The following is a 21,744-nucleotide window of genomic DNA, read 5'->3' as shown; positions in this document are numbered from 1 at the left end:
CTGATAGTAATTTTTTGTTCTCTTATTATCGCTCAGAATCCGCCGAGAGAGCTGACAGCAATAAGCAACCTTAATGCGCGCGTGCAACTTTTCTGGCGACCACCGCTTATAAGAGTAATCCTTACTGAGCTTTTCTACGACGATGGCACTGGCGGACTTGTGGACAGTGCCCAAGCTGGCGATATAATCTCGGTAAGATTCACGCCAACACACCGCTGCTCTCTTATGGCAGTAAAATTCAACGCCTGGAACCCGTGGCCTTGGGTCAAAGTGGTCATCAATGTCTACCCCGACAATGGTTACGGGACACCTAACTATTTTTCGCCCCTTCTTTCCCATCCCGAAACAACCGTCCTCGTTACTGGCTGGCAAGTAGTGGACCTATCTGCTCATGGACTCGCGTTCTCCGACAGCGAGGAATTCCATATAGGCATAAAAAAGATCGCTCCCGTAGATAGCTATCCCCATTTCGTTTTCGCCGACACGATACCAACAGGCAGAAGCTGGATGTACAACCACGCCACTTTTAGCCTCGACTCTTTCCCGGGAGATTATCACATAAGAGCGCTTGTTTTCTATCGAGGAAGCAGATTTCTAAGAGAATTGCCCTCTGAAAAAAGGGTTTTCACTGCTGAATCCCCGCCAACCGAAGAAGCCTACTTCATGTTGCCAACAGGTGTTGACCACTATGTCGTGTATCGCGACACAGTTCCTGACACTACATCGATGTCTATAGTTGGCTCGTCCACCGATACATCGTTCACCGACTTAACAGTCACAAACGACAAACCATACTACTATGCTGTCAAGGCATATCACGATACAACGGGACACGACCTGCCGGGGTACTCATGTTTTTCAAATATTGCTTACGCCGTTCCAAGAGACTCGGCATCGGGCTACACTAATATGGATACTCTAAAAAACGACGACGGCATACCAGAAGGACTGGTTTCGTGGTCGATATATAACGGTTTTGGTGCCGCGCTTTATCCGGATGGTGTGGGCAAACTTCAGGCGCTACTTTTCCGAGTCAATAGAACCGGGCAGTTCAAACCCCAGATATGGACGCTTGGTGACGATACGATGCCCGAGTTGCTCTGGATTGATTGGCCTGCCATGCTTTCCGCCACATCAACAGGCTGGCGCTCGGTTAATGTATCGAGCTGGCGAACCATAGTGGTGGACAAACCCTTCGTGGCAACAGCTATATGTGGCGACATGTATTTCGGATTAGGGTTCGATGCAGGCGTGGGGAAACGCGCATTCGACTATTCGGGTGGAACATGGACCAATATAGCCGACACAGCATACATGATAAGAGCAGTAATCGTATACAACATGAACACTGCCTATTTCCGCCTCAGGCGGGGCTGGAACCTTGTAAGCACACCAGTCTATCTCCCGAACGACTCAATAATAAATGTTTTTCCGACATCCGCGGATAGCTTTGCCTACAGGTGGGTTTACGACGAGGAGAGCGGAGGATTCATATACGAACGAGCATATACCATCGAGCCGGGATATGGCTATTGGGTTCTTTCGCTCGCCGACACGATGTATGAAATAAGCGGCGGACTACCTGCAAGGTCGTTTGACATTCCTGTTCACACAGGCTGGAATCTTATCGGGGTTCCCGCTACTCCTTCGAACATTCCGGTTCGCAACCTCAGGACATATCCATCCGGGCTTCTCGGTTCATACAGATATGTTTACGCTTACGACGCCGACGATACCTCTTATGTTCGCGTTGAGAAACTTCTTCCCGGAAAGGGATACTTCATCTTCGTTAACGGCAACGGCGTCCTTCGGATAGGCGAATGAGCAAATTTTTCTGTTGCGAATCGGGCGATTTACGCTAAATATGAATTTCAAAAGCTGGCGTAGCTCAGTCGGTAGAGCAGCGCACTCGTAATGCGCAGGTTGTGGGTTCAAGTCCCACCGCCAGCTAATTTTTATTTGTGCGCAACCCCTATTTCGGCTAAATTAGTTTGCCATGAGCGATTCAATAAATGTTAGGCTGAAACTTTTGCCCGGCGGCATGTTGCCAAGGAAAATGACTCCGGGTTCCTCAGGTTACGACCTTTTTGCAAGGCTACCAGAGCCGATAATTCTTCGCCCCGGAGAGTGGAAAGCCATACCTGTAGGTTTCATCATAGAGTTGCCCGAGGGTTTTGAAGCACAAATCCGTCCAAGAAGCGGGTTAGCGCTTAGGTTTGGACTGGCAATGCTCAACTCACCGGGAACAATAGACAGCGATTACAGGGGTGAGGTAAGAGTTATTCTCGCCAATCTTGGCAACGAGGAAGTCACAATAAAAAATGGCGATAGAGTGGCTCAGATGATTATATCGCGAGTTTACTCCTGCGAATTCGAACTCGTTGAGGAATTAATCCCCACCGTCCGCAACGAAGGTGGGTTTGGAAGCACGGGAGTTTAGAAATGAAAACTTCTCTAAAGATAGCATTTATTATAATGCTACTTTTATCGGCTTTTACGCTAACTTACTCTGATGAGCGTCTTTTCCCCATCTGGGCATGGTCACAGGCGCTTGGAGGCGTGAGAGCGGTAGGCGATTGGGGAGCACTATCCGCATCGGCAAACCCTGCTCTCCTCTCAGAAATGCCGGAAAAAACTTTTGGATTAAGCGGCGGTTCGGTTTATTCCGGTTTGTTTAACGCTATCGCTTTTGGTGCAACTTTTTCAGCCGCAGGTCTTAGTTTTGGTGCAACTGTAGCATACATGGGCGGCTCAATCAAAAAGACAGACCTCACAAATCCGCTAAAGCCGCTTTCAGCCGACAATCCACCTGTGGTAGTCGGCGAGGAACACCACTATGCACTCTGGACCGATATAGGTGGTGCTAAAAAGGTTTTTGAGGATGTTTCGTTTGGCGCATCAGTGACTTTTGTGGCAAAGCATGTTCCCGAAAACCTCAGTGGGTGGGGATTCTCGGGTAGCATCGGCGCACGATGGGACCTCTCGACTAACATCAGTATAGCCGCGCTTGTGAAGGATATAACCACATACAACATTTTCTGGAATGATGGCTTGCACGAGTTTCATTCACCAAGTCTTTGGCTTGGAGGAAAGCTCAAGAAAACCCTGAAAAAGGATATAACAGCCACATTTTTTGTCGAAGACCACTTCAACTACGAGTATGGCATTCAATACCCTGGGGTCGGGGTTGAGCTTAGGTTTCCGACTTCGACAGCGCTGGCAGGTGGATTTAATGGGCGGACATTTTCACTTGGCGTTGCGCAAAAAGTCAAAGGATTCGAACTTATAGGATGCGCAAGCCAAACCAGAAACCTCGGGGCTACAATAAGTTTCGCATTAGGATATGGATTCAAATGAAAAGCTTCTCTAAAATCAGCTTTATTATGATTGCCCTGAGCATTTGTTTTGGGCAGGATACCTCATTAGTTTTGGCTTTTTTTGAGCGAGCACTTTCCACTCCTGCATTCGATAACCCCATCGAACCACCTTGGGAAACTGAATTTGCTGATTCGCTTTTTTCCATGGGCGAATTCGATGCAGCACAGCAGGAATATCAAATTATCGGCTGGCTCTATCCGATGACGCGAACGGGCGACTACGCAAAATACCAGCGGGCATTGGCTCTTATAAGAGCTGGAAAATTCAAAGCTGCTGAGCATGTGCTTGGAAAACTTGCGCTGACAACAACGGAAAACGATGTAGCCTATCGTGCCAAGCTTCTATCGGCTCTTGCCGTTATGATGCATTCGGGTGTGGAAAACGGAATCTATGTTCTCGATGAGCTAAATCGCGACTTCCCCGAAAACAGGTTTGAGACACTTTTCTGGCGAGGCTGGTTTCACTTGCTCGCGGGCAATCTGAAAAGAGCGTGCGAGGACTTCAGCTATGTTGCGAACTCGTCGGTGAGAAACCCATTCTATGCATCGCGGGCATACGGCATTAAGCGCTGGCTCGACCTTCATTCAAAGGAATTCGACGCCCGTTCCCCATTTCTGGCGAGGTGGCTTTCAGGAATAATTCCAGGTTTGGGCCAGATTTACGCTGGAAACATCGCTGGCGGGCTAAACTCAGCCCTTATTAACGGTGTCCTTGGCTACCTGACCATATCACCACTTATTAGGGGCTACATCACTGAGTCCGCTTTCGTTTTCGTCATGGGGTGGAGCAGATATTACTTCGGCGGAATGACCAATGCTCAAAAAGATGCTGAAATGTTCAACGAGAAAAGTTGGAAACAAGCTATAACAATGCTTATGGAAACTTTTTTGGCGAATGGAAATACAGTATCGGAAAATAAAGGAAAAAGCGAGCTAACCGATTCCGACATCGAGCCGCAATGGTTAAACGGCGCGAGCGTTGCTGCCCTTGGTGCGCTTGCAATATACCAGAAATTCATAACGACGCAGGATGCCCAGGAATGTCAGTTCGAAATTAGCTGCTCAAAATTCTCAACACTTGCGTTCAAAAAACGCAATCCACTTTCGGCGTTTATTATCACCGCGGACAGGTTAACCCGATGCAATCCCTTCGCGGCAAATTATTATGTTGTGGGAAACAATGGCAAACTTGTCGATAACGAGTGGCTGCCATAATAATTCGCTTTGATTAAAACACCGTTGGTAATATCTTATAAAAAAATTAGGGGGAAGGCATCATGAGGGATAAACTGTTTTTGGCTATGTGTTTCATCATGCTTTTTGGCCTTGCTCTCGGCGCAAGTGGTGGAGGTGGTTTTTTCTACCTCAATCGTTCTGTCGACAATGACTCCGCGTTCGTTACTGCCGAGGAGAAAGACTTTCCAATAAGAAGTAAGCGAATGATAGCCATGCGCATCTCGGGTTTCGGCACGATAAATTATTTCCTGAGACTTGGCGGGGTATTCACTCTCGGCTACTGGGACACAGAAGGTCCGTGGAAAGCGATGTTGTCGGACAGTGGCGGAGTAGGCTTCGGCGATATGAGCATAGCAGTAATGCCTGAGTTATACTATCAATTCAAAAAAATTAATATCGCAGCTGGATTGGGCGTAGGCGGTGGAGTCTTTGTAACATACATCGACGATGCATTCGGAGACAACGATGGTGACAGGCAATTTTATGCTTTCCTTAATCCGGACATGTCCATAGCATATCAATTTACAGATAAATTTGCGGTTCAAGCTGGGGTAGGCTGGCATCTCCCATTCGCAGGGCAAAACGGTAAATATTGGTACTACATTGTAAGACTCAAAAAAGAACATCCATTCGAGCCCAAGGAAATAGGCGGATTCTACTTCAGGGTAGGAGTAATTTTTGGTAAACTTTACGAAAAAAGCCAAAAACCAGTGCTAACGAAAAGAACCGATTTGAAATAAGTAAGTTTTTCAAACAAGTTGTTGACTCACCTTCGTCTGCAGTACGAATTTGAGATGTCATCGAATATGCATCTTATTTTGCCATTCGTGTCTATCATCCACTCATCGAAGTATCTGTCGCCGTCGATGTCCCACCGTCTTCCAGAAGCCCAGATGTAGGTGTAAAACCTTGCACTTCTTCCCTTTATCATATACCAGTAACACCACATAGCATATCTGTGCCCCTCGGGGATTTCGATTCCCAGTTCTTTTATATAATATCTTTTCCCAGCGGGAATATAAAGGTATCCGAAAGTGTATCTGCCCCAGCTTCTGACATATTTGGCGTACCACTGCCCATGTTCAGCGAAATAAGCCTCCTGCGCTTTCCAGAAGCTTTTTAGCTGGATTAACCCTTCCGTCCTTTTTGCTTTCGCGACCGCTGCGCGATATGTCGGGACTGAAAGCCCCGCAAGAATGCCTATTATCACTACAGCGGTGGAAAGCTCAATCAAAGTAAACCCAGATCTTTTTCTTTTTGCTCTCATTTTTATTTCCCCGGTATTATTTCGCTTTCAGGAAGGCTTCTAAGTTTTGTCGTGTCGCCTTCCGCAAGCCCTATACTAAAACTCTTACCATCTGTTTCGTAAACGAAAGCGCCCTTATCTATCAATGGCTTATATGTTTCAGGTATGAATTTTTCTTTTATAAGTTCCCCAAGGTCAGCAGGATATGTTTTGTAAGCAGTGTAATACTTTATAAGCCCTTGGTAAACAATCAAAACGGTGGCGGGATTATCTGGACTTGGATTCGCTATTTCGGGTGGTGGCTCGTAAACGACCGTTTCTTTAGGAAGCCTTCTCTGCGAAATGTAAAATCCGAGCTCGGCACCAATAAGAATTATCCCAACAAAAAGTATTATGGTTAGGCGTTTCCTTGCTGCTCTGGCTTTTTTACGTTCCTCGGCTTTTTTCAGTTCCTCTGCTTTCTTCGCTGCTTCCTCTTTGCCCTTAGCTTCCTTCTCGACTTCGTATGCTATCGCGCACATCGTGCAGATAACCTTGTCGCCTTCCCTTATCGCAATATCGTCCTCGCAAATGGGTTTTCCGCATACGCTACAGGTGGCTACTGCATCTCTGTCTGGATGGTAATAACACTTCATTTTTTATCCCCTATTTTTAGTTTATTATAAAGTTTCTCCATTTCTTCTCCAATTTGTCTCAGGAGCTCACCTGAAGGCTCATCTTTTTTAAGTTCATCTTCGGCTTTCGCTGCAAGTTCACTTAGTTCCGGGATACCGTATGTCCCGGCGCTGCCACGGATTTTGTGCGCTATGTTCCTAATGTCAGGCCCGTCAAAAGAGCCTTCCTTAAGACGGGAAATAAGAAGGGAAATATCCTCCCCAATTTGTTGTATGTATTCGTTTCTTAAATTGCTAAAAATCTCGTTGAAATCCTCCATGATCCACTACATCTCCGCCTATATAATATATTACTCTCCCTTCTTGCATCTTTTATATATATCCTCAACCTGTTTGGGCAAATTTATTGGGTCGAAGGGCTTTTCAATATAACCATCAGCTCCGAGTTCTATGCTTCTTTCTATATCAGCCTTCTGAGCCATTGCTGTAAGCATAGCAACAGGTATATGCCTTAGTTTTGGGTCAGTCTTTATTTGGGACAACGCAGTAAAACCGTCCATCTCGGGCATCATAACATCGAGAAGTATTATGTCAAAATTGTTATCCTTTTCTCGTAGCAATTCTAATGCCTTTTTCCCGTTTTCGACCTCTACTACCTCATTGTCACTTCCAAAAGTAAGGCTGGTTTTCGCAACCATCCTGATGTTAGGGTCATCCTCAACGAGAAGTATCCTGAGTCCCATTTAGCCCTCCTTTAGCTATCATTATATATCTATCGCATTCATGCGCAACAAATTATTTCCTAGTTCATCCTATATTTTCACGAAGAATGCTACTCTTTATTAGTCTTTTGGTTAATTTTTGACTTCCACTCGCATATAGCACAATATCTTATATCACCCTTTTTGTTATGTTTTATGAATGTTGTCTTCGCACCACATTTCGGGCACAGCTCGCCTGTCGGCTCGTCAAATGCAACGAAGTCACAGCTTTCGTTGCTGCAGGAGTAAAAAATTTTGCCGCGCTTCGAGGTACGCTCAACCAGAAAGCCATCGCAATCCGGCTTGGGACACGGAAACTCAAGCGTCAAAGAGCGAGTATACTTGCACTTAGGATAATTTGAGCACGCAATGAATCGTCCACCCGAGCGGTTATATCTTATAACGAGCGGCGCACCACACTCGGGGCACTTTTCATCAAGTGTAATCGGTTCCTTACGTTGGTTCTCGGCTTTATCAAGAGGTTCGGTGTATTTACATTCTGGATAGTTTGAGCATGCGATGAATTGTCCGAACTTGCCCCACCTCACAACGAGCGGCGCTCCGCATACGGGACACTTGCGGTCCAGAGTTTTGATGAGTGAATCCTTGAGCTCTTTGCGGTTACGCGATGCCTGCTCAAGCTTTTTGGCGAACGGTTCGTAGAATTCCTCAAGAACCTGCTGCCAGCTTTTATCTCCAACCTCGACTTTATCGAGTTCTTCTTCCATTCTTGCCGTGAACTTCTCCTCGAAAACATCAGGGAACATCTTCTGAAGAAGTTCGTTGACCGCCATTCCAAGCTCGGTAACATGGAGCTTTCTTTTTCTGGAAACCACATACTTCCTCTCAAGAAGAGTTGACACTATTTGAGCGTAAGTGCTCGGTCTGCCTATTCCCTGTGATTCGAGTTCCTTAACGAGCGTTCCCTCGGTAAACCTTGGCGGCGGCTTCGTAAAATGCTGTGCCGATTTCACATCGACGAGTCTAACCGGGTCACCTTCCTCAAGTTCGGGGAGTTTATCCTCCCTTTCGTCTTCCGATTCTGCAAGTTTAACTTTCCAGACCCTCATGAAGCCATCAAAAAGCACTTTAACGGCTTTAGTTTCCGCCTCATACTCGCCGCAAGAAATTTTCACAGTGATTCTCTCAAGCTCAGCTGGAGCCATTTGTGACGCTATGAACCTTCGCCAGATAAGCTCGTAAAGCCTGTACTGATCCTTCGTCAGGTAAGGTTTAACGTTTTGCGGAGTCCGCGAAGGCATAGTGGGACGAATAGCCTCATGAGCCTCCTGCGCCCCCTTGGGCGACTTGAATTTCCCAAAACCAACATACTCCTCGCCAAAGTTCTCCTTTATGAACTTCCTCGCAGCAGCCCTTGCTATGTCCGCGACTCTTACCGAATCAGTTCGCATGTAAGTTATAAGCCCCGTAGGTCCTTCATCGCCAAGCTCAACTCCTTCGTATAACTGCTGCGCAAGCTGCATCGTTTTTTTCGTCGAGAACCCCAGCTTGCGGAACGCCTCAAGCTGAAGTGTGCTCGTCACAAATGGCGGAAGCGGATTTCGTCGTCCTCTCTTGCGCTCAACAGACTTTACTATAAGCTCATTTATCTTGCGAATAGCCTCACCGTGTTTTTTTGCTTCAGACTCGTTGGGGATTTCGAGTTTTTTCCCACGAAATAGTTTGACTCTTGCCTCAAACTGTGAGCCATCTTTTTCTAAAATCAGATCTATCGTCCAGAATTCCTTTGGAACGAATTCGGCTATCTCCTTTTCGCGCTTGGCAAGTATTTTGAGCGCGACCGACTGAACTCTTCCTGCAGAAAGCCCTTTTTTCATTATCCGCCAGAGAAGCGGGCTAACCTTATAGCCGACGAGTCTATCGAGTATTCTCCTCGCCTGCTGCGCGTAGACTTTGTTCATGTCGATTTTGCCGGGATTCTTTATGCCCTCGACCACAGCGCGCTTGGTTATCTCGTTAAAAAGCACTCGGAATGCTTTGTCCTCAAGTCCAAGTGTGTGCGCAATGTGATACGCTATAGCTTCACCCTCCCGGTCGGGGTCGGATGCGAGATAAACTGCCTCGGCATCGAGAACGACCTTCTTTATCCTATCAAGAATTTTCTTCTTGCCGGGAATTATTATATATCGCGGCTTAAAACCGCGTTCTACATCCACTGCAAGTTCGTTTTCCGGGAGATCGATTATGTGCCCCATCGAGGCTACTACCACGAAATCCTTGCCGAGATATTTGCTTATGGTGCGGCTTTTTGCTGGCGATTCGACTATTACTACTTTCTTTGCCATTATACTGTTTTGTGAATCAGGAAATTAAAAAAACTAAAATAAGTTTGCAAGTATTAAATTTATTTCTTAATTTCTAAAGTTAGGAGCGAAAAATCTTGAATGGAACTTGAGTTTCTATAATTTTGTATAAGTTTTAGCTATTTTCACGGTTTGCAATATCAGGGAGGAAGTGAAATGATTGTGTTGGTTTTAAACTCAGGTAGTTCATCGGTAAAATACCAGCTATGGGATATGAAAATAAACAGTATGCGCGCAAGGGGCTTAGTTTCACGCATTGGGATTGACAATCCATTGCTGGAACACAGGACAAACAACCACACTATAAAAATAAAACCTGAGGGGAAAATAACCCACGCTGATGCAATAAAACTCGCCCTTGATGCATTGGTTCACCCTGAATACGGCGTTATAAAGTCGATAAGCCAAATAGATGCCGTTGGTCACAGAGTGGTCCATGGTGGCGAGAAATTTTCAGAGTCTGCATTAATAAATTCAAAGGTTAAAGAAGCGATACGTGAATGCATTGAACTCGCACCACTTCACAATCCGCCGAACCTTCTGGGAATAGAAGCCTGCGAAAAAATTTTGCCCGGCGTGCCTCAGGTTGCTGTTTTCGATACCGCTTTCCATCAGACAATGGAACCAGTAGCCTATATTTATCCTATTCCATACGAGTATTACGAAAAATATAGAATTCGCCGCTACGGATTTCATGGGACGAGCCATTACTATGTTTCGCACCGTGCAGCCGAGATTCTCGGAAAGCCGATAACCAAACTCCGCATTATAACTTTACACCTTGGCAACGGTGCCTCAGTAACAGCTGTAAAATTCGGTAAGTCGGTGGATACTTCGATGGGGTTCACGCCTCTTGAGGGTCTCGCTATGGGCACGCGCTGCGGCGATATCGACCCAGCCATCGTAATGTTCCTCATGGAAAAACAAAATCTATCGCTCGAGCAAATAAACAACATCCTCAACAAAAAAAGCGGTTTACTCGGCGTATCTGGCGTGTCGAACGACCTCAGGGACGTTCTCGAGGCAGCATCAAAAGGCAACGAGCGCGCAAAATTAGCATTCGAAATTTACTGCTACAGGGTTAAGAAGTACATTGGTGCATATGCTGCCGCTATGGGTGGAGTGGATGCGATTGTCTTTACTGCAGGTGCCGGCGAAAACAGCCCCGAAGTGCGCGAAAAATCGGTCGAGGGACTCGAATTCTTGGGAATAAAAATAGATAGGGATAAAAACAACGCTGCAAGAGGGATTGAAAAAGACATATCAACAGAAGATGCCAGAGTGCGGACATTGGTCATACCCACCAACGAGGAGCTCGTTATAGCACTCGAAACCGAAAGAATAGTTAGACGCCATTTCGAACCGATAAGTCTCGATGAGCCGTGCGAGCAATACTCCAACGGGAAAAACAATCCTAAGTCCCAAAAAAACTAACATCAACTCGCTCACCGAAGGGATTAACATAACCGTCCTTGACCGGAATTAGAAGCTCCTTTCTCACGAACCGCGACACGGCAATAATATCTTCAGAAATCCCGTATGCTGAAAGATACTCCTGCGGCCGCCCGCTGCCCCTGTCACCCGCCATAAGAAGAAGCATAAGTTTCGAACTACCATCGCCAGGCTGGACACGCCACCCAAGAAGAAATCGTCTTATGTCAAGTGTTTTTTTGTGCCTCTTAACTGGTATTTGAGCCTGCTTTTCTGCCCATGAAAAAACTTCCTCAAGCCTTTCCGGTTGAAGCTGTAGTTTGCATTCCCAGAGCGCAGCCGAAACAACCGATTGAAGTGGTGCAGGTTTGGCGTTAAGAGCCTTATATGATATCACATCCATTCCATCAGGAAGTGTAGATGATAATCGTGCTATCGTATGTTCACCTATTGGTTTGGAAAGCTTAATGTCCATATATTCTGCTTCGCTTTCCGCACCAAGCGGCAACGGCGGTCCATATGTTATGCGCAAATGTTTGTGAAACCCTTCACTCACTGAAACCGGAACTTTGGCTCGCCTAAGCGACATTTCCCACAACCGCACGACATCAAGGTGCCCAAGGAATCGCATCATACCACATCGTCTATACTTTATGCGAATGTAGGGTGCGAATATCCTTCCCTCTTTTCCCTTACGCCTTGGAAATCGGCCATACTCAATAAATTCTTCTCCGCCATCAATCTTTATTTTGGCAGGCTCGGCAATCCTTTGCGGGGGTATATCGCAGAAATCGCATTTCTCACAATTCCTTGTATCGCATGGGGGCAGAGTTTTGCCCAACAAGGCACGATTGTATTCCGCAATAAGAAATTCCCGTTTTATCCCTTTATCGATAACATCCCAGGGGAGAGGTTCGTTAGTCTCCCGCTCCCGAAGAAATTCATCGACAGATAATCCGCACTCACTCATCGCCTCGAAAAACAACTCAGGTTTAAATGATTCCTTCCACGCGGCGTTTATGGCACCTTTCTGCCACGCGCGCATTATCACATCGCCAAGTCTTCTATCACCACGGGAGAGAATACCTTCGAGTATGGATACTTCGGCGCGCCGAAGGTCCACATTAACATTTCCCGGGCACCTGCTCTTTATTAGCCACCCTCTTCTTTTTATTTCAGTGGCGTCGATTTGCCTCGCCCACGAGAAAGGCGTGTGCGGTTTGGGCACGAATGGCGATACAGTAACTCTAACATTGGACTTGAATCGCTTTGCTATTCGCGAGACATTGCGGAGTATTTCCACTATCCCGAAAAGGTCCTCGTCAGTTTCCGTGGGCAAGCCGATCATGAAGTAAAGCTTAACCCCACGCCATCCAAGCTGAAATGCCTTCTCGCAAGCCCAGTAGAGTTTATCTATGTCATAAGGTTTGTTTATAACGGCACGAAGGCGTTCAGTACCAGCTTCAGGAGCAAAAGTAAGCCCTGTTTTGCGCATGAAACCTATTAGCCGAAATGTCTCATGAGAAAGCTTTTCAGGTCTTATCGAAGGCAACGAAAACTCTATGTTCTCATGCTCTATCCAGGGTCTAAGTGAATCGATAAGTGGAATAATGTTAGAATAATCGGTCGCTGACAGCGACAAAACACCTATTTGTGCCCATCCAGTTAGTTCGTAGTTCCGCCTCAGCTCAGATACTATGCTTTCCACCTCGCGTTCGCGATTAGGACGATATACAAAGCCTGCCTGACAAAATCTGCATCCCTTGGGACAACCGCGGTTTATCTCCACTCTTAGCCTATTGTGAACTACTTCTATCCATGGTATTATCGGCGGCTTGGGGTAAAACTCGTCCTTAAGCTCTGGCGCTATGTTAGCCTTAACTGGGTAGGGTGCTTCATCTTCTACTTCGAAACCATCAAATCGCCCATCGATAAATCTTGGTTCATAAAGAGCGGGCACATATATTCCATCAAACCTCGCGAGCTCTCGTATCAATTCTCTGCGGGGGATTTTGCCTTTGTTTCGACCTATAAATCTCACGACATCAACGAGGTTCACTTCGGCATCGCCGATGTAGAATGCGTCAAAGAAAAGCGCCATAGGCTCAGGGTTAAAAGCCGAAACACCACCCGCAATAACTATCGGGTCATCCTCACCGCGAGAAACCGAGGTAATAGGTATTCCCGCCAGATTAAGCATGTCCAACACATTCGTGTACGAAAGCTCGTGCTCAAGGGAAAAACCGACGACATCGAAGTCTTTTAACGGGGTTTTCGTCTCTAAAGTTACAAGAGGAATTTTGCGCTCAATAAGCTTTGCACGCATATCCTCCCACGGCATGTAAACCCGCTCACAAACTATGTCGTCCTCGGAATTGAGAATGTTATAAATAATAAGCCCACCGAAATGGCTTGCACCAAGTTCGTAAACTTCGGGAAAAGCAAGCGCAAATGTAGCTCTTCCCTCATGCGCCTTTACGACCGAACCTCGCTCGCTGCCAATGTAACGCGCGGGTTTTTCGACGAGGGGCAGTATGGACTCTATTTCACTCCAGAGACTCATGGAATCGGCAGATTGGTAAAAATCAAAGAATAAGCGGGCGTTAATTTAACGCATATATTTACTTATTTGGCTTCCAGTCGGCTTTTTTAAGCATTATAACGAGTTTGGAACTGCCGAGTTTCCACTCTTTTGAGTAGGTTGCGTCCTCAAGAGGGGCGAATTTAACCTCAACAGCCAGTGTATCAGCAGCAATCGAGTCGGTGTGCTTCTTCAAAGCGTTCACTATCTCGTCATCGTCGGAAACAAGCGAAAGAATTATCCTATCCGTGACCTCAAGTCCTGCTTCTTTTCTGGTGTTTTGAATTCTATTGACCGCCTCGCGTGCGATACCCTCTGCGCGAAGTTCGGGTGTTATCCTTACATCGAGTGCAACCGCAAAATTCTTCTCCGATGCAACGGCGAAGTCACCCTTGCCAAGCGCCTCAACCTGCACCTCATCCGTGGAAAGACGATACTTAACGCCATCAACCGTTATTTCCCACTCACCGCGCTCAAGCCCAGCACGAACCGCATCCGATGAAAGGTTGGACAAAGCCTCGCTAACCTTCGGCATAGACGAGCCAAAACGCTTCCCAAGAACTTTGAAATTAGGCTTCGCCCTGTACTCGATAAATTCGTCAGCCCTGCTCGTGAACTCAAGAGTTTTTATGTTCAATTCATCCTTTATTATAGCGACAAGTTCATCAGCGATAGCAACATCGTCGGGAACTACGGCAACCATTCTGCCCAGAGGTTGCCTTATATTAATTTTTGCCTTGTTGCGGGCTGCTCTACCCAACTCAACAAGCTTTACGGTAGTCTCCATTTGTGATTCAAGCTCCTTATCAATGAATTGCTCCATGCCTTTTGTGAGCTGGACCATGTGAACTGATTCCCCAACCTTTTCTCTTAGTGGTGCGGTAAGCTCGCGCCAGAAGAACTCCGCAGTCATAGGTGCGAATGGCGCCGTAAGTTCACAAACAGTTTTTAACGCATACCAGAGCACTTTGTAGGCAGTAACCTTGTCCTCATCAAGTCCTGATGCCCAAAATCGACGCCTGTTACGCCTTACATACCAGTTCGAGAGCTCGTCTATAACGAATTTTTGCACCGCCCGCGCAGCACGCGTCATCTGGTAATCATCCATCCACTCAAGATAATTAGTTTTAAGCGTGTTCAGCCGCGATATAAGCCATCTATCCATTATATTATTGAACTTCTCGGGCAGCGTGCCATCAGGAACGAAACCGTCAATATCGGCGTAAAGAGCGAAGAAATTGTATGTGTTTTTAAGGGTGTCGAAAAATTTTCGCAAAACCTCATAAACACCGTCCTCATCAAATCTCGTCGGCAGCCAAGGCGGACTCGTTATGATAAAATACCATCTGAGTGGGTCTGCACCAAACTTGGATATAACATCCACAGGGTCAACAACATTTCCTCTGGACTTGCTCATTTTCTGACCATTTTTATCCAGAACAAGCTCTATCGAGACAACAGTTTTGTATGGTGACCTGCCCTTAAGGAATGTTGATATGGCAAGAAGCGTATAGAACCATCCTCTCGTCTGGTCCACTCCTTCAGCTATGAAATCTGCGGGGAACTTTTTCGAGAACTCTACTTCGCTTATTCTGAAAGGATACGAATATTGCGCGAACGGCATAGCGCCGCTGTCGAACCAGCAGTCTATAACCTCAGGAGTTCTTTTCATCACGCCACCGCACTTTGGGCAGGCAAGCGTAACCTCATCGACATCGGGCTTGTGGAAGTCGAAGTCGTCTGGAATCGGATTAAGGGACATCTTCTTCAACTCCTCGAAGGATTCCACAGCATGCATGTGTCCACACTTTTCGCAAATCCATATGTTGAGCGGCGTTCCCCAGAATCGTTCACGCGAAATAGCCCAGTCAATATTGTTTCTAAGCCATTCGCCAAATCTTCCAGCCCCGATTTGAGGAGGATACCACTTTATCTTTTCGTTCTCCGCGATCATTTTATCCTTGTATGCGGTGGTGCGAATGTACCAGCTCGAGCGAGCATACATCAAAAGCGGCGAATCACATCGCCAGCAGAAGGGATAAGAATGGACTATGGTCTCATCCCTGAAAAGCAATCCACGTGTCCTTAAATCATCAAGGATTTTTGGGTCTGCATCCTTAAACCATAAGCCTGCAAAAGGCTTGGCATCATCCTTTATTATCCCGTCATCGTTGACGAGCTGAACCAGCGGCAGGTCATACTGCTCTCTCACCTCAAAGTCTTCCTGCCCAAACGCAGGCGCTATGTGAACTATACCTGTTCCATCCTCTGTGGTCACGAAATCCGCAGTTATAACATAGTGAGAACGCTCCTTTGTATCGACAAACTTGTAGAGTGGCTCATAATCTATTCCGAAGAGCTCCTTACCCTTGAATCTCCGCAGCACTTTATAGTTCCCCTCACCAAGCACAGGGTCTGCTCGTTCGCTTAAAAGAATCAGATTTTTGCCCTCGTATTCGACCAGAAGATAATCGTAATCGGGATGAACAGCTAATGCCACATTCGACAGCAATGTCCACGGCGTCGTTGTCCAGACGAGGAAGTAAGTGTTTTCTGGCGGAGATGAATCACCGGGGAGAGGGGAAATCACTTTCATCATCACATAAACCGAGGGGTCTTCAACATCGCGGTATCCAAGCGCCACCTCATGGTCCGACAATCCTGTTCCGCATCGAGCACAATAGGGCAAAACTTTATATCCACGATAAATAAGCCCTTTTTTAAAGTATTGGGCGAGTATCCACCATACGGACTCAATGTATTCGGGATTGTAAGTTATGTATGCATTTTCGAGGTCGAGCCAATAACCTATGCGACGGGTAATCCATTCCCACTCTTTTAGGTATCTAAAAACACTCTCCCTGCACGCCTGATTGAACTTTTTCACACCGTATTTTAGAACCTCTTTTTTCGACTTCAGCCCGAGCTCTTGCTCAACACTTATCTCAACCGGCAGTCCATGAGTATCCCAGCCACCCTTGCGCTCGACAAAATGCCCTCTCATCGTTTGATAACGGCACACGATGTCCTTTATAGTGCGCGAAATAACATGATGCACGCCCGGTTTGCCATTCGCAGTGGGCGGACCCTCGTAAAAATTGAAGCGGGGATACTTGCTCGTTGCTTCAAGCGTCTTCTCGAATATCCGCTCGCGATCCCAGAAGTCGAGAACCTCGTTCTCAAGGTCGGTTTGCGTGAATTCCCTTGGCAGTTTCCTGTATGACATTTAATCCTCCTTTTGCCCGGCAAAGAACCATTAAACTTTTATATACTCCCAAAGTCAAGCAAAATCAAGTTTTCATATTATAAATGCCCAGATTTAAGTTATTAAAAAAAGTTCTGGTTAATCAACCGAAAGCAAAATTTTTATTGCAATATCCTCATATTGAGATATTCTAACAGGATTATTTTAATACGAAATGAGCAAGCGAACTGAGCAAATAGGCGGGATAATAGCCAAGATAATAAGCAAGATTCTTCGGGACGAAATAAGAGACCCTCGTCTTGGTGGACTTATAACTATAACCGGGGTCGATGTATCAAAAGACTTAAGAAATGCGACGGTTTACTGGAGCGTTATAGGCGATGAAGAGGTTTGGCGGGAAGCCGAGGACGGTTTTAAAAAAGCCAAGGGATACATTCAGCGGCTCGTTGCACAAAGACTCATTCTTAAAGTAACGCCAAGACTCGAATTCGTCCCGGACCATACCATGGAGCGCGCACAGAGAATAGAGATGATTATCGAGGAATTAACTCATAAAGACGGTGAGTAATGGTTAATGTTCCGGAACAGATTCTTTCGGCCATCAAAACCTACAACTCCATAGTAATAACAAGCCACATAGAACCTGATGGGGATTCGCTCGGAAGCGTTCTGGGACTCGCAAGAGCACTTAGCAAAGCAGGAAAAAACATTTTCGTTCCCCTCGACAGCAACATACCCGATAAGTATAGTTTTCTTGCCGAAATGCTTCTTCCCTATCGCGAACTTCTTCCAAATCCCGAGCTTGCTGTAGTCATCGACTGCTCCTCGCCAGACCGAATAGATTGGGGAGTCTATGGTTCGCCACCATCGGTGCCGATAGTTAACATAGACCATCATGTAGGGAATATGATGTTCGGTGAAATGAACTGGGTTGACGAAAACGCCGCTGCCTGCGGAGAAATGGTTTATTACCTTATTAAAAAGCTTGGACTCGAGCTTGACGAAATAAGCGCTACAGGACTTTTCACAGCTATCCTGACGGATACGGGAAGATTCTCGTTTGTTAACACCAAGCCCAACATTTTCCACATAGCCGCTGAACTTCAGGAAGCTGGCGCAGACCCGAAAAAAATAAGCGAAGCTTTATACTGTAACTATTCCCCATCCTATCTTAAGAATGTGGGAATAGCATTGTGCAATCTCAAAATTCTTTCCGACGGTAAAGTGGCTTTCATGGTGCTTGACCACAAGAATGCGCAAGAATTCGGCACAAGAGTAAACGATTCCGAAGGCATAGTGGACTTTGCCATAGCGATAAAAGGGGTCGAGGTTGCAGCTCTTTTCAAAGAGGTGGATGACGATAAAGTTAAGGTGTCGCTTAGAAGCCGTGGAGCTATAGATGTAAGCCGCATCGCACAACTCTTCGGCGGCGGTGGACACAAAAACGCTGCTGGTTGCACTATTTACGGCTCCCTTAAAAGCGCAAAAGAAACGATATTACGGGAGATAGAAAGAGACCTTAAAAAGAAGAGTTTTGCCTGAAAAAAGCAAAAAAAGCACTTCAGTGAGTACCTCACGAAAGCCATTTTTAAGCACCATAATATTGTTTTTAATGGCGGTCGGTCTGCCGTTCTCGCATGTTTTCGGTTATATCTGCTCAATTTTTGCGATTCCAGCGCTTTTTAGCTCACGAGTGTGGTCTTCAGCACGCAAAGTTATAGTTGCGATCCTCGCTTTTTTGGCCTACTGGACAATAAGAGGAATGTTTACTCCAAAACCCTTCCTCACGATGCTCTCACTTATTAATTTAATTGCACACTGGCTGCTTCCGTTTGTCCTTGGGATTCTTATCGCAAGGCAAATAAAATTATTCTTTAAACTGCATTTTATTACGCTAACTTTTATCATAATTTTGGGTTTGCTTGCCGCTGTCGGTCTTTTCCCGCAACAGATATTCGGCGAAAAAATTTGGGCTGAAGGAATGCTATGGGGATTTAACCATCATAATGACTTCGCGTCGCTTTTAGCCTTCTTCCTGCCCGCATTTTTAGTCATGGGCGGAAGCTTTAATTTCCTGCTGGAGCTTATTTTTGGGCTGGGACTCGGACTTACTGGTTCGAGAGGATACTACATCGCTTTCACGCTATCATCTGCTGGGATATTTATTCAACACTTTGTAAGAGGAGCCTTCAGCAAAAGGATGATGTTAAATTTTCTCGTTGCGTTCTTTGTCTTCGTTGGTTCGGTGCTGCTCCTTTCAGCTCCCAAAACGAGAATTGAAAAAGCCGTAAAAGGCGTTGATATGGCAGTAATAGCAAGACTTAATAGATGGAAGGTTGCACATTGGGCACTTTCGGAAAATCCCCTTTTCGGAATTGGTCCGGGACAACTTCAAACGAGGGATGACTACATCTCAAGAATCAAGCGGGAAAATTTGTTTATAGACTTCAAAGCCGGCGATCTGAAACATTTGCATAATCTATACCTGACCATTATGGCAGAAGGCGGCATCATCGGCATAGCACTGGTATTGCTGATTTTCTGGACTATTCTTTCGATGCTGAGCAAAAGGGGCAAAATCGGCAAAGCATTTATGTGGGGATTCGCAGCAATTCTCATTGGTAATTTCTTCGATGAGCAGCTTATAAAACCTCCCGAGGCAATAGATATTTTTTTCGTTTTAGGGCTTCTGGCAGGTTCCAAGGGGGGTTCGTCGGGCTACGATGAAAGCAAAACATAGCACTCTCAACCTATCTTGCCAGACTTTATAAGCTCGATAACCAACTTGCGCATCTTTTTGAATGCTTTTGCGCGATGGCTTATGGCATTTTTTTCTTGGGGAGAAAGCTCTGCTACCGTTTTTCCGTCAGGCAACTCGAACACAGGGTCGTATCCGAAACCACCCGTTCCTCTCGGTTCGCGGGTTATTTTGCCGTGAAGCTCGCCCTTTGTGGAAAACACCTCCCCATAAGGAAGCCACAAAACAGCCACACAGACGAATTTAGCTTCCCTCATTTTATCGGGCAGGCTTTCCATCATTCTAAGAAGCTTTCTGTTGTTGTCCTCGTATGTACAGCCCTCGCCGGCGAAGCGAGCAGACATTATACCTGGTTTACCTCCGAGCGCAGGCACCACAAGGCCGGAATCATCCGCGAGCGCAGGCATATTGGTTTTCTGCCCATAAAACCTTGCTTTGATAAGTGCGTTCTCAAAAAATGTCGAACCAGTCTCTGCGGGAGCACTATCGACCAATTCCCCACCAAAAAGAAGTTCAATGCCTAATTCCTCAGGCAGGAGAATATTTTTTATCTCGAAAAATTTATGCTTGTTGGATGTCGCAAGAACAACCTTGGGCATTTCTTACCCCAAAATTTTAGTTATTTTCTAAAATCGCTCCTTTTTTCTTTGTCAACAAGAATTAAATCGATTTTTTATCATAAAAGGCTATGGAAAGGGACGAGCTCAAAATAAGGGATATCCTCGACCAACTCGAACATTTATACGAGAGCGGGGATAAAGAGGGCGTATGCAAACTTGTTGAGGAACTTTCCCCTGACGGCGTTGCTGAGCTTCTGGATATACTTGACGACCCATCCGAGTGTCAGTGGATACTGGAGTGTATGGACGACGCTATCGCTGCGGAAACATTGATGTTGTTATACCCTGAGCTTAGGGGCGCTATAGTTGAACGACTTTCTGACGAAAAACTTGCCCGCTACATTGCTGAACTTCCATCGGATGACGCTGCTGAGCTTCTTCGAGAGGTTGACGAAAGGCGCTGGGAAAATATTCTTAAACTTTTGCCACAGGAGCTTGCCGAGCAACTCGTAGAACTTATCTCACATCCCGGGGAAACGGCTGGCGCGATAATGGCTCATGAGGTGGAGTCGCTCCCGGGAAATTACACTGTCGCACAAGCCATAGCCGACCTTGTTCGTTTTGGCGACGATATAGAGGAGATATTCCAGATATTCATAGTTGACGACGACGGGAAGCTTTTGGGCTTCGTGCCGATACAAAGGCTTTTGATAGCCGCCCCTGGCCAGAAACTTGCCGAAATAGCTCAGCCTGTAGATGTGGTGGTGCCTGTTGATGCGGACAGGGAATATGTGGTTGACCTTTTCCGCCGAAAGGACATCGTTAGTGCGCCGGTGGTGGACAGCGAGGGTAAACTTTTAGGTCGAATAACCATCGACGATGTATTGGATGTAGCCGATGAGGAATCGAGTAAGGATATATATAAACTTGTGGGTATAGAAGTTGAGGAAGGCGGTGAGATTCACGACATAAGGAAGCGGATGCCCTGGCTTCTTGTTGCGTTTGTTGGGGAACTCGTTTCGGGGTTTGTGCTGAAGTCATTTTCGAGCACCATAGTCCACTTCGTTCTTCTAACGAGCTTCATACCGCTTATAATGGCACTTGGCGGGAATGTCGGGATGCAATCGGCTGCAGTTATGATCCGAAAAATTGCCTTATCGCGCTGGGGCACCGATATCCATTCTAAAACAGTCCTGCGCGAGATTTTTGCTGGTTTTGCGCTGGGCGTCATCACGGGCGGGTTACTTTTTCTTCTCGGCTGGTTCTGGGGAGACCTCAAAGTAGGCTTCGTAGCGGCAGTAGCTATAGTAATTGCAATGACCATCTCAGCTACAGTGGGAAGCACCTTGCCAGTCATATTCAACAAGCTGGGCACAGACCCAGCATTCGCAACAGGACCATTCATCACAACATTCAACGATGTTATAGGGCTAACCATCTACATGGTAGTCGCCTCAGTTCTGCTTAATATATTATGATAACAAAAGCTAACGATAAGAGCTTAAGCTGATAGGAGGGAAGCTTGAATCGCGGGAACCACGGAGAAAACGGAGACCGCGGAAGCTAAGGTTTTATTTTTTGAGCCTACTACCTCGCCAGCGTGACAGTTCCCTCGCAAACGAGCTCGCCGCGAACCGTTATTATGTAAACA

Annotated in this window: 18 protein-coding genes and 1 tRNA gene; 11 read left to right on the top strand and 8 right to left on the bottom strand. The window is 46.2% G+C overall.

Annotated features, from left to right (window positions below):
* From J7J62_02120 to J7J62_02095, 6 genes are all read left to right on the top strand, one after another.
* Positions 1-1,824, top strand: a 1,824-nt coding sequence (locus J7J62_02120) for a hypothetical protein (GenBank protein MCD6123951.1), incomplete at its 5' end; no start/stop codon positions are given.
* A gap of 53 nt (positions 1,825-1,877) precedes the next feature.
* A tRNA-Thr gene (locus J7J62_02115) sits at positions 1,878-1,950 on the top strand.
* Between the two features lie 46 nt (positions 1,951-1,996).
* Positions 1,997-2,440 (top strand): dUTP diphosphatase, encoded by a 444-nt coding sequence (gene dut / locus J7J62_02110; protein MCD6123950.1) that lies wholly within the window; start codon positions 1,997-1,999, stop codon positions 2,438-2,440.
* 2 nt (positions 2,441-2,442) lie between these two features.
* Positions 2,443-3,357, top strand: a complete 915-nt coding sequence (locus J7J62_02105) for a hypothetical protein (protein MCD6123949.1) — start codon at positions 2,443-2,445, stop codon at positions 3,355-3,357.
* 26 nt (positions 3,358-3,383) lie between these two features.
* The gene (gene yidD / locus J7J62_02100) at positions 3,384-4,592 is read left to right on the top strand and encodes a membrane protein insertion efficiency factor YidD (protein ID MCD6123948.1); all 1,209 of its coding nucleotides are present in this window, start codon (positions 3,384-3,386) and stop codon (positions 4,590-4,592) included.
* A 62-nt stretch (positions 4,593-4,654) separates the two neighbouring features.
* Complete coding sequence (locus J7J62_02095) at positions 4,655-5,353, top strand: hypothetical protein (GenBank protein ID MCD6123947.1); 699 nt, start codon at positions 4,655-4,657, stop codon at positions 5,351-5,353.
* A 26-nt stretch (positions 5,354-5,379) separates the two neighbouring features.
* Here J7J62_02095 and J7J62_02090 read toward each other — a convergent pair whose 3' ends face one another.
* The 5 genes from J7J62_02090 to topA all read right to left on the bottom strand — a co-directional run bounded on the left by J7J62_02090 (position 5,380) and on the right by topA (position 9,540).
* On the bottom strand, positions 5,380-5,880 hold the full coding sequence (locus J7J62_02090; protein MCD6123946.1) for a prepilin-type N-terminal cleavage/methylation domain-containing protein: 501 nt from the start codon (positions 5,878-5,880) through the stop codon (positions 5,380-5,382).
* Positions 5,881-5,882: 2 nt separating this feature from the next.
* Positions 5,883-6,494, bottom strand: a complete 612-nt coding sequence (locus tag J7J62_02085; protein ID MCD6123945.1) for a hypothetical protein — start codon at positions 6,492-6,494, stop codon at positions 5,883-5,885.
* Positions 6,491-6,793: an Hpt domain-containing protein gene (locus J7J62_02080; protein ID MCD6123944.1), complete on the bottom strand. Its 303-nt coding sequence runs from the start codon at positions 6,791-6,793 to the stop codon at positions 6,491-6,493. The genes J7J62_02085 and J7J62_02080 overlap by 4 nt, the downstream gene beginning before the upstream one ends.
* A gap of 30 nt (positions 6,794-6,823) precedes the next feature.
* A complete protein-coding gene (locus tag J7J62_02075) occupies positions 6,824-7,216 on the bottom strand; it encodes a response regulator (protein MCD6123943.1) in 393 nt (130 codons plus the stop codon).
* A gap of 89 nt (positions 7,217-7,305) precedes the next feature.
* On the bottom strand, positions 7,306-9,540 hold the full coding sequence (gene topA, locus J7J62_02070) for a type I DNA topoisomerase (GenBank protein MCD6123942.1): 2,235 nt from the start codon (positions 9,538-9,540) through the stop codon (positions 7,306-7,308).
* A 174-nt stretch (positions 9,541-9,714) separates the two neighbouring features.
* On the opposite strand from topA, the gene J7J62_02065 reads away from it, so the two are divergent.
* Positions 9,715-10,992 (top strand): acetate kinase, encoded by a 1,278-nt coding sequence (locus J7J62_02065; GenBank protein MCD6123941.1) that lies wholly within the window; start codon positions 9,715-9,717, stop codon positions 10,990-10,992.
* Here the strand turns inward: J7J62_02065 and J7J62_02060 are convergent.
* Together J7J62_02060 and J7J62_02055 are read right to left on the bottom strand one after the other, a co-directional pair.
* Positions 10,973-13,552, bottom strand: a complete 2,580-nt coding sequence (locus tag J7J62_02060) for a TIGR03960 family B12-binding radical SAM protein (protein ID MCD6123940.1) — start codon at positions 13,550-13,552, stop codon at positions 10,973-10,975. The genes J7J62_02065 and J7J62_02060 overlap by 20 nt on opposite strands.
* A 58-nt stretch (positions 13,553-13,610) precedes the next feature.
* On the bottom strand, positions 13,611-16,796 hold the full coding sequence (locus J7J62_02055) for an isoleucine--tRNA ligase (protein ID MCD6123939.1): 3,186 nt from the start codon (positions 16,794-16,796) through the stop codon (positions 13,611-13,613).
* A gap of 193 nt (positions 16,797-16,989) precedes the next feature.
* Between J7J62_02055 and rbfA the strand changes: the two genes are divergently transcribed.
* The 3 genes from rbfA (at position 16,990) to J7J62_02040 (ending at position 19,515) form a co-directional block, all read left to right on the top strand.
* Positions 16,990-17,343 (top strand): 30S ribosome-binding factor RbfA, encoded by a 354-nt coding sequence (gene rbfA / locus J7J62_02050; protein ID MCD6123938.1) that lies wholly within the window; start codon positions 16,990-16,992, stop codon positions 17,341-17,343.
* Positions 17,343-18,317, top strand: a complete 975-nt coding sequence (locus J7J62_02045) for a bifunctional oligoribonuclease/PAP phosphatase NrnA (GenBank protein ID MCD6123937.1) — start codon at positions 17,343-17,345, stop codon at positions 18,315-18,317. Before rbfA ends, J7J62_02045 begins: the two co-directional genes overlap by 1 nt.
* Positions 18,318-18,387: 70 nt before the next feature.
* On the top strand, positions 18,388-19,515 hold the full coding sequence (locus J7J62_02040) for an O-antigen ligase family protein (GenBank protein ID MCD6123936.1): 1,128 nt from the start codon (positions 18,388-18,390) through the stop codon (positions 19,513-19,515).
* A gap of 5 nt (positions 19,516-19,520) precedes the next feature.
* Here J7J62_02040 and rdgB read toward each other — a convergent pair whose 3' ends face one another.
* The gene (gene rdgB / locus J7J62_02035; GenBank protein MCD6123935.1) at positions 19,521-20,132 is read right to left on the bottom strand and encodes an RdgB/HAM1 family non-canonical purine NTP pyrophosphatase; all 612 of its coding nucleotides are present in this window, start codon (positions 20,130-20,132) and stop codon (positions 19,521-19,523) included.
* An 89-nt stretch (positions 20,133-20,221) separates the two neighbouring features.
* Between rdgB and mgtE the strand changes: the two genes are divergently transcribed.
* A complete protein-coding gene (gene mgtE / locus J7J62_02030) occupies positions 20,222-21,571 on the top strand; it encodes a magnesium transporter (GenBank protein ID MCD6123934.1) in 1,350 nt (449 codons plus the stop codon).
* Positions 21,572-21,744 lie beyond the last annotated feature (173 nt).

The sequence above is a fragment of the bacterium genome, assembly GCA_021159335.1.
Classification (GTDB): Bacteria; UBP14; UBA6098; order B30-G16; family B30-G16; genus JAGGRZ01.
Note: the sequence above shows the minus strand (reverse complement) of the source record. Positions and strands in the feature narration are given on the sequence as shown.

Coding starts and splice junctions, on each gene's coding strand:
- dut (MCD6123950.1), top strand. CDS start 1,997: ATGAGCGATTCAATAAATGTTAGGCTGAAACTTTTGCCCGGCGGCATG.
- J7J62_02105 (MCD6123949.1), top strand. CDS start 2,443: ATGAAAACTTCTCTAAAGATAGCATTTATTATAATGCTACTTTTATCG.
- yidD (MCD6123948.1), top strand. CDS start 3,384: ATGATTGCCCTGAGCATTTGTTTTGGGCAGGATACCTCATTAGTTTTG.
- J7J62_02095 (MCD6123947.1), top strand. CDS start 4,655: ATGAGGGATAAACTGTTTTTGGCTATGTGTTTCATCATGCTTTTTGGC.
- J7J62_02090 (MCD6123946.1), bottom strand. CDS start 5,880: ATGAGAGCAAAAAGAAAAAGATCTGGGTTTACTTTGATTGAGCTTTCC.
- J7J62_02085 (MCD6123945.1), bottom strand. CDS start 6,494: ATGAAGTGTTATTACCATCCAGACAGAGATGCAGTAGCCACCTGTAGC.
- J7J62_02080 (MCD6123944.1), bottom strand. CDS start 6,793: ATGGAGGATTTCAACGAGATTTTTAGCAATTTAAGAAACGAATACATA.
- J7J62_02075 (MCD6123943.1), bottom strand. CDS start 7,216: ATGGGACTCAGGATACTTCTCGTTGAGGATGACCCTAACATCAGGATG.
- topA (MCD6123942.1), bottom strand. CDS start 9,540: ATGGCAAAGAAAGTAGTAATAGTCGAATCGCCAGCAAAAAGCCGCACC.
- J7J62_02065 (MCD6123941.1), top strand. CDS start 9,715: ATGATTGTGTTGGTTTTAAACTCAGGTAGTTCATCGGTAAAATACCAG.
- J7J62_02060 (MCD6123940.1), bottom strand. CDS start 13,552: ATGAGTCTCTGGAGTGAAATAGAGTCCATACTGCCCCTCGTCGAAAAA.
- J7J62_02055 (MCD6123939.1), bottom strand. CDS start 16,796: ATGTCATACAGGAAACTGCCAAGGGAATTCACGCAAACCGACCTTGAG.
- rbfA (MCD6123938.1), top strand. CDS start 16,990: ATGAGCAAGCGAACTGAGCAAATAGGCGGGATAATAGCCAAGATAATA.
- J7J62_02045 (MCD6123937.1), top strand. CDS start 17,343: ATGGTTAATGTTCCGGAACAGATTCTTTCGGCCATCAAAACCTACAAC.
- J7J62_02040 (MCD6123936.1), top strand. CDS start 18,388: ATGGCGGTCGGTCTGCCGTTCTCGCATGTTTTCGGTTATATCTGCTCA.
- rdgB (MCD6123935.1), bottom strand. CDS start 20,132: ATGCCCAAGGTTGTTCTTGCGACATCCAACAAGCATAAATTTTTCGAG.
- mgtE (MCD6123934.1), top strand. CDS start 20,222: ATGGAAAGGGACGAGCTCAAAATAAGGGATATCCTCGACCAACTCGAA.